The sequence below is a fragment of the Candidatus Zixiibacteriota bacterium genome (genome assembly GCA_035380245.1).
In the GTDB taxonomy this organism is placed as follows: Bacteria; Zixibacteria; MSB-5A5; order GN15; family FEB-12; genus DAOSXA01.
The window spans coordinates 1,194,110-1,206,347 of sequence record DAOSXA010000002.1 but is presented as its reverse complement, the minus strand read 5'-3'; the positions used below and the strand labels follow the sequence as shown (position 1 = coordinate 1,206,347).

The window sequence follows — 12,238 nt, the reverse complement described above, 5'->3', positions numbered from 1 at the left end:
TACGGACTATGTCCTGTTTGTACACGAAGACTTCACCCGAATCACGTCGCTCCTGCGAAAGCAGTAGCCTATCTTCGTCCCTTGCGCCGTTCGTGGGTGGCAGATGTCCTTGTGTGTACCGTGAGTATAACACCTGACAACGTTGTAAACTTCCCACCCGAGGGGTGGGGCACCTTAAAAATGAAGATGGATTCCCGCTTTCGCGGTAAAGACGTTTCTCGGGTGGGCGTGTCATCGGAGACCCACTGCCAACTTACCCACAAAAAAAGGGCGTCGTGCGACGCCCTTTATAAAATCATCAATGATCGTCGAGATCAACCGTACGGGTACATCCCCTTCTTGATCTTCTCAAGCGTGGCCAGCACCTTGTTGTGCTTTTCCTCATCGGTCAGCAGATAGTCGAGCAGATACTCCTGCACCACCATCTTCTTGCCCTTGAGAGAGGCCATGGCCTCTTCGGCCAACTCGACCGTTTTCTTTTCGAGAGCGATATGCTTCTCGATCATCCCCCAGACCTTGGCCAGTTCGTCCGGATTGAGGGTGATAGTTTTGGTAGTAAGACTATCGGCAATCAAATCCTGAACCCGGTAATGGAACTGAGAATCCCGCTGGATCACTTCCATAATCAAACGCACGACCGGATTGTCGGTATTTTCGATAACGGCTCCGGTCGAGGCCACCGAAGCGTTCTCGACTTTCTGCCAGCGCCTCATGTTGTTAACGATGGCGTCTTGGATCTCTTTCGTAGACATCTTTTGATCTCCTTGTTTTATATCCTCTCAACGTTCTGAAACTAGTGTTCCAACCAAGTATCAGGTTCCTGAACATCGCAGTGTCGGGAATGTTCCCTGATTGGTCCGTTTTTGAGGCAGCCCCCGATCAAAAACTTACCTTGGCTGACGTCCGATCTGCCGCGCATACACCAATCCCAACGTCCGGTAAATCATGTGGGCGAATTTGGAATAGGGCATATACCACAGCAGGAAAAAGACCGACAGCATGTGGATGAAATAATTTACATAAGCCAGCATCGGTATCCCTATCAGACGGGTGACCCAGGAGAGCATCCCGGTCAGACCGACGATGGTCATTATATACAAAAACAGGTAGTCGGCATAACCGTTGGCGCCGACAATATCACGGCTGGTCCAGCGACGAACGATCAGCAAAATACCGCCCAGCATAAGTGCTACACCGCTGAGGACGCCGAGGATCTTGACGGGATTGGGCAGATCAATCGGCAGATTGAACCAGGAATGAAGGCTTTCCAGACCCAGCAAGTTGAGGTAGTGGGGAATAAAGATGAAAACGAAAACCGCCCCGGTGGTGAACATGGCGCCGATAAATCCAAAAAGCAACAGCATGTGGCCGATTGTGCGCGGTTTGTTGGTCTCGCACATGTTGAAACGCTTATGACTCAGCGTCTCGAAAAACACCTGAATGAACGCCGGGATGAAACCGACCTTGATTTCATCATCAGGCCGTTTGAGACCTTTCCAGAAACGCAGGAAACCAACCGCGGCAAAGATAAAGATAAGGATGTTGCCGAATACGAACAAAGCATCGACCGAGCTGTGCGGCAGGAAGAAATTGTAGTCGATCACATTGCTGGTCATGAACACGTACTCGCCGGTTTCCGTATGCGGCGCGAAGATGAAAATACAAGCCAGCAGGATAATCGCCGGAATCGCCAGGAGAACCGGCAGTGCCGACGGTTTAGCCAGTGCTTTCCCCATGAACGACGGGAACGAGAAGTTGCGATAAGCGAATGTCCGCACCGCCGCCAGGACATCACCCGGTCGGGCTTCACGAGGGCAGTGGATGGTGCAGTCATTGCATTGAAAACAAGCCCAGATATCCGGATCATTAACCAGCTTGTCGGCCATTCCCCATTGCGCCCAGATCATCTCCTTGCGGGGGAAAGGCTGATTCGCCGGTGACAGATTGCAGACAGTGGAACAAGTAGCGCATTGGTAACACTTGTTGAGCGTGTCGCCGCCGGCCGCACGGATTTCTCGTATGAAATCCAAGTCCGGCTGCACTGTTTGCCTCTCGGCCATAGAGCAACTCCTTCGGTTAATATAGACACTCGCCACCCCTTGGGAGCGGGGAAGGCCATACGGGCAAAAAAATAGCTCTGCCCGTCAATGCTGTCAAGGCCTTTGTTGTTATTTTTTTCACAATGTTAGTCGGACTTCCAGATTCTCGCAGCCTTCTTTGTTGCCATATAAGGCATTGCCTTGCATTGCAATAGGGCAGGCTCCGAGTAAATATCTGAGGTCCTCCGGCAATATGTATATCGTTAATTTTAATAGCCAAAAAAAACATATTCCTTTGAAAATCCGGGCCCGGTATGATTATTCACTGCTGAATCCTGAAAATGTGCACTCCGGATGTATTAATTGCAAAAAAAACTATAGCTTTTTTTTCGTGATATGGTCTCTTCCGGGTATCAAAAGGGAGCTTCCTAGAGGACTTGCCAATGATAAAGTATACTCAGAAGTATACCTAAACTTTTTATAAAGCAAGACTTGTTGAGGGTTGTCGTGGGGAGAATTCGGCTTTCGTCGGTCTCGATTTGTAAGTAATTGGAAACCAACATAATAAAAATAACAATAATTTGTTGACGATCACGAAAAATGCCGAAAAATGTAAGATTTCCGCCTAAAACCGCTTGACAGACCTTGTGAAAAAAATTACTATTAGTCCTCAATGTGTATGGGGCGAAGTGCATCCAAACAGCCAACACCCCTAAAAGATATAGTGATGTGCTTGTGAAAAAAGGCACAAATATCGCATGGAAAAGACGATAGGATCAGTAGGAATTATAAACAATAAACCAACGGTTAGGTTTAACTATGTCTAATCTCATTCCACCACATGGCAGCGATACACTGAAGATCTTGCTGCTGGAAGGCAAAGAGCGCGAAGCGGAACTTAAGCGCGCCGAGGGGCTTCCCAAAGTGGTCATGACCACCCGCGAGACCGGCGACCTTATCATGATGGGTATCGGCGGTTTTACCCCGCTGGAAGGTTTCATGGGCGAAGCCGACTGGAAGGGTGTCTGCGAAAAGATGACCATGGCCAACGGCATTTTCTGGCCGATCCCGGTTACTCTGTCTCACGATGAGAAGATCGCCGCCGGCACCGATATCTGCCTCATTTCCGGCGAAACGAACGAGATCATGGGCACCATGAAGGTGACCGAGAGCTATCAGATCGATAAGGAATTCGAGTGCAAGCATGTTTTCGGTACGGCCGATGATGATCACCCCGGTGTGAAGGTGGTCAAAGCCCAGAAGGCATGGAATATCGCCGGTCCGGTGAAGGTTCTTTCCGAGAGCTATTTCCCGAAAGAATTCGGCGATGTTTATCAGCGTCCGGCCGAGAGCCGTGCGGAGTTCGAGAAGCGTGGTTGGAAGACCGTGGCCGCTCTGCAGCTGCGTAACCCGATGCACCGTTCGCATGAATACCTGGCCAAGATCGCCAGCGAAGTTTCCGACGGCCTGTACATTCACCAGTTGGTCGGCAAGCTGAAGCCGGGCGACATTCCGGCCGACGTCCGCGTGAAGTGCATCAACACCCTGACCGACCTGTATTTCGTTAAAGAGCGCGTACTCACCGGCGGTTATCCGCTCGATATGCGCTATGCCGGTCCGCGTGAAGGCCTCCTGCATGCCGTGTTCCGCCAGAACTTCGGCTGCACCCACATGATCATCGGCCGCGACCACGCCGGTGTCGGTGACTATTATGGACCGTTCGACGCTCAGGAAATCTTCCACAAGCTGCCGGACGGCGCCCTGAAGTGCAAGATGCTCCCGATCGACTGGACCTTCTACTGCTACAAGTGCCAGGGTATGGCATCGATGAAGACCTGCCCGCACGGTAAAGAAGACCGTTTGTTCCTGTCCGGTACGGCTCTGCGCAAGGCTCTCTCCGAGGGCGGCGATGTCCCGGCCGAATTCAGCCGTCCCGAAGTCCTCGCTATTCTGCGCGAGTACTACGCCAGTCTGAAGGATGAGGACAAGGTCGAGGTCAAGCTGCACGGTGCGGCGACCGGTGATGTGAAAAAGAAGTAAGAAGTAATAAACGATATAAGAAGCGATTACATAAGCCGTAAGCATTTTCCAATTAGGAGGAATTAATGCCAAGTTTTGTGAATCCCGAAAAGTGCGATGGCTGCAAGGCACTTGACAAGACGGCTTGCCAGTACATTTGTCCGAACGACCTGATGGTTCTCAACAAGGACCTGATGAAGGCCTACAACCAGGCTCCGGAAATGTGCTGGGAATGCATGTGCTGCGTCAAGATTTGCCCGACGCAGGCCATTGAAGTCCGCGGCTACGCCGACTTCGTCCCGCTCGGCGCCAGCGTTACGCCGATGCGTTCCACGGACACCATTATGTGGACAGTGAAGTTCCGTAATGGCATGCTGAAGCGGTTCAAGTTCCCGATCCGTACCACCCCGGAAGGTTCCGCGGTGCCGGACGGCGGTTTTGCGTCACCGGATGATCTCAAAGATCAGTTGCTGATGGGCGAGCCGACTTGTACCAAGTGTGATAATCTGCCGGGCGTTAAGTAAGAAAGGTAGGAGATAAATGCCGAACTTTGAAACTGTCGAAGTCTCCACCGATGTTCTTATAGCCGGTGGTGGTATGGCCGCTTGCGGCGCTGCCGTCGAAGCTGCCTATTGGGCCAAGAAAAACGGCCTGAAGGTCACCGTCGTGGATAAGGCTGCCATGGACCGCTCCGGTGCGGTTGCGATGGGTCTGTCCGCTATCAACCAGTATGTCGACGTCTGTGGTGGAAAGAACACCATTAAGGATTACATCGACTACGTCCGCCAGGATCTGATGGGTATCACCCGTGAAGACCTGGTTGCCTCGATCGCTCGCCACGTCGACGGTACCGTCCATCTCTTCGAGAAGTGGGGTCTGCCGATCTGGAAGGATGCCGAAGGCAATTACGTTCACGAAGGTCGCTGGCAGCTCATGATCAACGGTGAATCCTACAAGATCATCGTTGCCGAAGCTGCTAAGAACGCCGTCGGTTCCGACAACATTTACGAGCGTGTTTTCCTGACCGAGCCTCTTATGGACGGCAACAAGTGCGTTGGCGCCGTAGGTTTCTCCGTTCGTGAGAACAAGTTCTACGTTTTCAAGGCGAAAGCCGTGCTGGTCATGATGGGTGGCGCGGTGCACATCTTCAAGCCGCGTTCGACCGGTGAAGGTCTGGGTCGTTCCTGGTACCCGCCGTTCAACTCCGGCGCATCCGCCTATTTCACCCTGAAGGCCGGTGCTGAGATGACCTGTCAGGAAGTCCGCTTCATCCCGGTGCGCTTTAAGGATGCCTACGGTCCGGTCGGCGCCTGGTTCCTGCTGTTCAAGTCCCGTGCCACCAACGGCCTGGGTGAGAACTACATGCAGACCAATGCCGAGGAACTGCAGAAGTGGCAGCCGTACGGTCTGGTGAAGCCGGTTCCGGCCAACCTCCGTAACTGGCTCATGATGCTTGACGTCATGGACGGCAAGGGTCCTATCTACATGCGTACGGAAGAGGCCATTGCCAACATCGCCGCCGCTCATAAGGATGATCCCAAAGAGTTCAAGAAGAGAATGAAAGAACTCGAGAACGAAGCTTGGGAAGACTTCCTCGATATGACCATCTCGCAGGCTATTCTCTGGGCGGCCACCAACACCGCTCCGGAAGAGAAGCCGTCCGAGATCGCGGCCTGTGAGCCGTACTTCATCGGTTCCCACTCCGGTGCTTCCGGCGCCTGGGTCTCGGGTCCCGAAGACCTCGCTCCGAAGGATTACTTCTGGGGTTACACCAACATGACTACCGTCAAGGGTATGTTCGCCGCCGGCGACGCCTCCGGTGCCTCCTCGCACAAGTTCTCCTCCGGTTCACTGACCGAGGGTCGTATTGCCGCCAAGGCTGCCTGTAAGTACGTCGTTGAGAACAACGAAGAGCCGAAGGTCGACATGGCCAAGGTCGAAGAACTCAAGAAGACCATCCTGCAACCGCTGGATCTCTTTGCTGAGAATCAGAAGGCCTCGACCGACCCCGACACCAACCCGAACTACATCCGTCCGAAGCAGTTCATGTTCCGTCTGCAGAAGTTGATGGATGAGTACGCCGGTGGTGTGTCCAGTCAGTTCAAGACCTCCAACGTTCTGTTGGAAAAGGGCCTCGAGCTCCTGACCTTCCTTAAGGAAGATTCGGTTAAGCTGGGTGCTGCCAGCCTGCACGAGCTGATGCGCTGCCATGAGAACATCCATCGTATGTGGCAGGCCGAAGCTCACATTCGCACGATCCTCTTCCGTGAAGAGACCCGCTGGCCGGGTTACTACTTCCGGACGGATTGCCCGAGCATGAAGGAAGACTGGGAAGTCTTCGCCAACTGCCGCTGGAATCCGGACAACGGTGAATGGGAAATGATGAAACGCGACATCATTCGCATTACCGAATAAGCGGAAGTGCTTTTTGTTTGATAATAAAATCCTCCGGGCCAAAGCCCGGAGGATTTTAATTTGACGGGACAGCAAATAAACGATATCGGTATAAGGCTACGAGTTAACGACTAACAGGTGATAAACGTACCATGGATAAAAACGAAGATAAAACCCTTTGCCCATACTGCGGCAAGAAGATGCTCAAATGGAAGCCGCCCGTGGAGGCCGGCTGGGGCGTGCATCCACACCTGGTCTGTTTCAACGATGAATGCCCCTATTATAAGAAAGGCTGGGACTGGATGAGAGAGCAGTACCAGCAGAACGTCTCTTACCGCCATCGGTATGACCCGGAGACGGGCCAGAGCGGACCTTTGCCGGTCTGGTCGCCGGAGGCCCTCAAAGACAGAATTGTCTGGGAGTAAATCAGTACCATGCGCGAATTAGAAAATCTCAAAGAAGCTATTCTCAAGGATCCCAAAGAATTCCCGCGCCTCGAGATGGACACTGAGTTTCAGTTCTCCTGTCATCCCGGCGTTGCCTGTTTCAATCAGTGCTGTGCGGATGTCAACATCTTCCTGACTCCCTACGACATCCTCAGGCTCAAGAACAGGCTGGGGATCACCTCGGAAGAATTTCTGTCCAAGTACACCATTATCCCGTTCGATAAGAACATCGCTTTTCCGGTCGTTCTCCTTAAAATGCAGGAAAACGAAAAGAAGAGCTGCCATTTCGTGACCGAGAAGGGTTGCGGCGTCTATGAAGACCGACCCTGGGCCTGCCGTATGTACCCGGTCGGTCTGGCCTCACCCGCCGGCGACCTCCAGGGTCCCCTCCAGAAGGAATTTTACTTCCTGCTTCAGGAGAAAATCTGTAAGGGATTCGGCGAGTCCAAAAAGCAGACGCTCAAGGGCTGGCTCGATGGCCAGGGCATCCATGATTACAACGAGATCGGCGAAATGTGGAAAGACCTCACCCTGCATCCGTATCTGCAGCACGGCAACACCTTTCCGCCGCAGAAGATCGAGATGTTTTTCACGGCTGCCTACAACCTCGACAAATTCCGGGAGTTCGTTTTCGAGAGTACCTTCCTCAAAAAGTTCGTGGTCGAAGAGGATGTTCTGAAGAAGATCAAAGAAGACGACGTCGAGCTGCTCAAGTTCGGCTTCCGCTGGCTGCGTTTTGCCCTGTTCGGCGAGAAAACCATGAAGGTTAACGACGTGGTCATGGCGACCAAGGAGTCGGAGCTGAAGGCCAAGGGGAAAATCCCGAAGAAATAGTCTTTGCAGACCATACCGATATCAAAAAAAGCGGGATGCCTCACCGGGCTCCCGCTTTTGTATGTCGGGAAAAGAAATTTAGCAATCAGGAATTGGTAAGTATTTTCGTGGCTTCGGCCCCGACCGTCGAGTCGACCATTTGCCCGGTTTCGAAGCTGTAGAAGCTGACCGGAGCGTCGTCCGGCTCCAACTCGCGAATCGTTCCCTTGATGAACTTGATGCCTAACTCGCGCAGCACCCAGAGTGTGTACAACCGTATATGCGGATCGTCCGCCGCCAGCGATTTCGTGATCAGCGGCATCATCGGTTTGTAGATGTCCGGTCGCACTGCCGCAATCCGGGCCACCGCCCAGTGAGCGCCCTGCTCGAACGGCTCTTCGATGAAAAACGCCGGCAGCATCCCGCCGAACTCATCGGCCAGCTCCGGGACGGCGTGAATCGTTTCGCCGATCGCTTCGGCCGCAAACCAGCCAATATTGCCGGATTCATCATTCATGTGCCAGAACTGGCTGCGGATCAACCGGCGAACTTTTTCCAAGTCGGTTTTGGCTTGTACCGAGGCAGCAAAGCCCAGCGCCTCGATTGCCTGCCAGCAGGCCAACCGATCATTATCGAAAAGCAATCCGGCTAGAGCGCGTAACACATTCGGGTCTTCGGCCGTTATGGTTTCGATTTTGGAAAAATCTCGCTCTGTCAGAATCTGTTTTATTATTTGTTTGCGGCGACGTTGTCCCGATACGCCGGTTGTTTTCTTTTGTCTTGAAATCAATTCATATCCTCTCGAGTCTTTTTTCAGACGCTTAAACAATCCCGATTGGTCCCGGTTCCCGGTTGTTTCGGTGTACGCCTACCCCAGCGCCACGTCCAGGGTCATCATCACCGCGAAGCCGATCATGGCTCCCATCGTGGCAGCGTGCGAATGGCCGCTGGTCTGGGACTCCGGCACCAACTCCTCGACTACCACGAAAATCATCGCGCCAGCGGCGTAAGCGAGAGCGTAGGGGAGAATAGGTTTGGCTATAAGAACGAGTGCCGCTCCCAACACGCCTGCCATCGGTTCCACGATTCCGGACAACTGCCCGTACCAGAAAGCTCTCATGCGAGTGATTCCCTCACGGCGCAAAGGCACCGAGACGGCAAGACCCTCGGGAAAATTCTGGATGCCGATACCGATCGCCAGCGCCACCGCCCCGGCCAGATCGGCCGACTCCAAACCAGCTCCGACCGCACCAAACGCTACTCCCACAGCGAGACCTTCCGGGATGTTGTGCAGCGTTATCGCGGCCACCAGCAAAATCGAACGATGCCAACTGGTTTTAACACCCTCAATATGATCTTTACCGCCTCCCAGCAATTTGGGGTGCATGTGCGGAATGACTTTATCCGCCAGGCGGAGGCTGAACGCTCCGAGCAGAAAACCGGAGGTAGCCGGAACCCAGGCCGGTAGCGAGCCGCCCTCGGACATTTCTATCGCCGGAGCCAGCAACGACCAATAAGAGGCGGCAATCATGACACCGGCCGCGAAGCCAAGCATCATGTCGAGTGTCCGGCGACTCGGCTCCTTCTGCAGAAATACTCCGGCGGCTCCGAGAGCGGTCATGAACCAGGTAAAAATTGTCGCAAGGAGCGCTTGCAGAACGGGATTCATTCCGGTTATCGCCCGGACAATGTCCATATCCGTATCCTTCTATTCCAAAAGAACTGCCGGGCACCGGGGAGTCACTTTTCACCGAGCCCTGCAGTTTGCTTATCAATCGCCGTCGGATGATGTTTTACCGAAAAAACACCATTCCATGGTCGTCCCAAATCACTACAATTGTCCACTAAAACAATCGGAGAGTAAATCGGTTCACGATAAATCCGATACCAGTCCCGTTATCCGATCACCTTGAGACGGGCGTATTTGGCCATGATCTTTTTGATCCCGATTCCCGAGAACATAATTTCCAGCCGGAGCGATTCGCCGTAGCCCTCCATCGATGTAACCCGGCCGCGACCGAACGTCGGATGCTGGACGACACACCCCACCTGGAGCCCTTCCAGGCCTTCATATTCGTAATGCAGCCCGACCGGTTCCTCGGTCTTGGCTTTGCTCTGATAGCGGTGCGAGTTATCGAACAGCGAAGGCGCTCGGTGTGAGGTCTCGTATTCCCAGCGTCTTTGACGACGAAAATCTCTTCGATCGAGCACCGATTGATCCATTTCCCCGACGAATCGAGAAGCGGTTGAGGCCACTTCTCCGAAACGGAACCGGGAACTGGCGGTGGAAATCATCAGACTCCGACGGGCGCGCGTTGCCCCGACATAGAACAGCCGCCGCTCTTCCTCCAGCGCCATCGGTTCGGAAATCGAACGTTCGAGCGGGAAGAGGCCTTCTTCGAGTCCGACCAGGTAAACCGTGTCGTATTCGAGTCCCTTGGCGGAATGGATCGTCATCAGCGTGACTTTGTCCTCGATTTCCGAATACTGATCGAGATCGGTAAACAAAGAAATCTCCGACAGGTAATCCTCCAGCGTCGCCCCTTCATTGGCTCGCGACCAGTCGCTCATACCTTCGATCAGGGCCTCGACATTCTCCACCCGCGTCTGTCCCTGAATCTCGTCTTCGGTTTTGAGCAGGTCGATTATCCCCAGTTCTTCGACCAGGTCCTGGATGATATGATCGACCGGGAATTTGTCTTTATTCGTAAGTTGTTGTTCGATCAGTTTGACGAACGGCGCGAGCTTGCCCCAGAGTCGTCCCAGTTCTGACGCGGCACTGTCGGAAAGCAGATACATCATGTAAGACAGGTCATGCGCACGGGCGCGTTCCTGAACCGCTTCGAGTGATTTGTCTCCGAGACCGCGCTTGGGGTAATTGATCACTCGCCCGAAGGAAACCTCGTCCCGCGGATTTGCGATCAACTTCAGATAGGCCAGCAGGTCCTTGATTTCTTTGCGTTCATAGAAGGTTATCCCGCCGACGATCTGATAGGGGAGCGAACGTCGCCGCAGTTGTTCTTCGAAAGGTCGCGACTGGGCGTTCGTACGGTAGAGAATAGCCTGTTCCTTGAGCGGTGTCTTGTCGCGTTCCTTGTCGATTACATCGACTATCCGGATTGCCTCTTCCTCGGCGTTGTCGACCAGATAATGCCTGATTTTGTCGCCGTCGGCGTTGTCGGTCCGAAGGGTTTTGTCTTTACGCGCTTCGTTGTTTTTAATTACCGATGAAGCTGCCCGCAGAATCGTTTTTGTCGAGCGGTAGTTCTGCTCCAATTTGATCGTTCGGGCGCCGGGGAAATCCCGCTCGAAGTCGAGGATGTTGCGAATATCCGCCCCGCGCCAGCCGTAAATCGACTGGTCTTCATCACCGACCACGCAGATGTTTTTGTGCGGACCGACCAAATTCTTGAGCAGAAGATACTGGACATGGTTGGTGTCCTGGTATTCATCGACCAGGATGTATTTGAAACGATCGCGGTATTTCGTCCCGACCGCTTCGTGATTTTTCAACAGAAGCACCGAGTTAACGAGGAGATCGTCGAAATCCATCGCATTGCACTGCCGCAGGCGGGACTGGTACATGCCGTACAACTGCGACGTGATCTTCTCGAAATAGCCGTTGGAGTTGGTCGAGAAATCATTCGGCAGAACCAGCTTATTTTTAGCCCGGCTGATTTTACCCAGTTGAGCTTTGGGGCTGAACTGCGTGGTCGAGAAGCCCAACTCCTTGACGCAGTTTTTCAGCAAGGTCAGGGCATCGGCCTGATCGAAAATCGTGAAGGTCGAGTCATAACCGAGGTGTTGTCCGTCGGATCGCAGCAACCGGGCACAGAAGGAATGGAAAGTCGATACCTGAAGACTGCGGATGTCCCCCCCGAGCAGTTCCGCCACGCGCTGTTTCATTTCACCCGCGGCTTTGTTGGTGAAAGTTACGGCAAGAATCTCGTGCGGGGCGGCTTTGCGTTCGGTTAAAATGTATGCCAGGCGTCGGGTCAGGACGCGGGTTTTACCCGAACCGGCGCCCGCTACTACCAGGAGAGGGCCTTCGGTCGTGGTTACGGCCTGAAGCTGCGCTTCGTTGAGGTTATTGAGCAGTCTGTTCATAGGTACGGGTCGGAATATAAAGACTCAAACGCACAAGGCAACCACATTTGGTTTTTTGATGAAGGTTTACGCGTTCGTTCATTCGCCGGTGGCTCACCCAGTCCTGGGTTTCGTGGGCGGCAGACCTCCCGGTCTGCCCCTGCAGCAGTGCACCCCTCAAAACGTCTTTCCCGCGAAAGGCGGTCGGTGGCCCACCCGTCCACGGGTGGGATGTTCGTGGGCGGCAGACCTCCCGGTCTGCCCCAGCAGCAGTGCACCCCGCAAAACGTCTTTTCCGCTTCGTGGGCGGCAGACCTCCCGGTCTGCCCCTGCCGCATCACGCCCCGGGGAATGTCTTTCCTGCGAAAGGAAGTGTTGAAAAAGTCGTCGGTGGCCCACCCGTCCACGGGTGGGATGTGCGGCGCATCGGTGGCTCACCCA

At 53.8% G+C, this 12,238-nt stretch carries 10 protein-coding genes; 5 read left to right on the top strand and 5 right to left on the bottom strand.

All coding sequences use genetic code 11. The annotated features are described in order from the left end of the window. Positions 1-314 precede the first annotated feature (314 nt). Positions 315-752 (bottom strand): hypothetical protein, encoded by a 438-nt coding sequence (locus PLF13_10055; protein HOP07621.1) that lies wholly within the window; start codon positions 750-752, stop codon positions 315-317. A 135-nt stretch (positions 753-887) separates the two neighbouring features. Continuing rightward, on the bottom strand, positions 888-2,060 hold the full coding sequence (gene qmoC, locus PLF13_10050; GenBank protein ID HOP07620.1) for a quinone-interacting membrane-bound oxidoreductase complex subunit QmoC: 1,173 nt from the start codon (positions 2,058-2,060) through the stop codon (positions 888-890). A 798-nt stretch (positions 2,061-2,858) separates the two neighbouring features. Here qmoC and sat point away from each other — a divergent pair. The 5 genes from sat to PLF13_10025 all read left to right on the top strand — a co-directional run bounded on the left by sat (position 2,859) and on the right by PLF13_10025 (position 7,732). After that, positions 2,859-4,079 carry a sulfate adenylyltransferase gene (gene sat / locus PLF13_10045; protein HOP07619.1) on the top strand — a complete coding sequence of 407 codons (1,221 nt, stop codon included), beginning with the start codon at positions 2,859-2,861 and terminating at the stop codon, positions 4,077-4,079. 65 nt (positions 4,080-4,144) lie between these two features. Continuing rightward, positions 4,145-4,582 carry an adenylyl-sulfate reductase subunit beta gene (gene aprB / locus PLF13_10040; protein HOP07618.1) on the top strand — a complete coding sequence of 146 codons (438 nt, stop codon included), beginning with the start codon at positions 4,145-4,147 and terminating at the stop codon, positions 4,580-4,582. A 16-nt stretch (positions 4,583-4,598) separates the two neighbouring features. Next, on the top strand, positions 4,599-6,473 hold the full coding sequence (gene aprA / locus PLF13_10035) for an adenylyl-sulfate reductase subunit alpha (protein HOP07617.1): 1,875 nt from the start codon (positions 4,599-4,601) through the stop codon (positions 6,471-6,473). A 131-nt stretch (positions 6,474-6,604) separates the two neighbouring features. Continuing rightward, positions 6,605-6,877 (top strand): hypothetical protein, encoded by a 273-nt coding sequence (locus PLF13_10030; protein ID HOP07616.1) that lies wholly within the window; start codon positions 6,605-6,607, stop codon positions 6,875-6,877. A gap of 9 nt (positions 6,878-6,886) precedes the next feature. Further along, on the top strand, positions 6,887-7,732 hold the full coding sequence (locus PLF13_10025) for a YkgJ family cysteine cluster protein (GenBank protein ID HOP07615.1): 846 nt from the start codon (positions 6,887-6,889) through the stop codon (positions 7,730-7,732). Between the two features lie 85 nt (positions 7,733-7,817). Here the strand turns inward: PLF13_10025 and PLF13_10020 are convergent, their stop codons facing one another. The 3 genes from PLF13_10020 to PLF13_10010 all read right to left on the bottom strand — a co-directional run bounded on the left by PLF13_10020 (position 7,818) and on the right by PLF13_10010 (position 11,818). Continuing rightward, positions 7,818-8,501, bottom strand: coding sequence for a HEAT repeat domain-containing protein (locus PLF13_10020; GenBank protein HOP07614.1), 684 nt, complete (start codon positions 8,499-8,501; stop codon positions 7,818-7,820). 78 nt (positions 8,502-8,579) lie between these two features. After that, positions 8,580-9,407, bottom strand: a complete 828-nt coding sequence (locus PLF13_10015; GenBank protein HOP07613.1) for a ZIP family metal transporter — start codon at positions 9,405-9,407, stop codon at positions 8,580-8,582. Positions 9,408-9,607: 200 nt separating this feature from the next. Further along, entirely contained in the window at positions 9,608-11,818 is a 2,211-nt protein-coding gene (locus PLF13_10010; GenBank protein HOP07612.1) for a UvrD-helicase domain-containing protein, read from the bottom strand. Positions 11,819-12,238 lie beyond the last annotated feature (420 nt).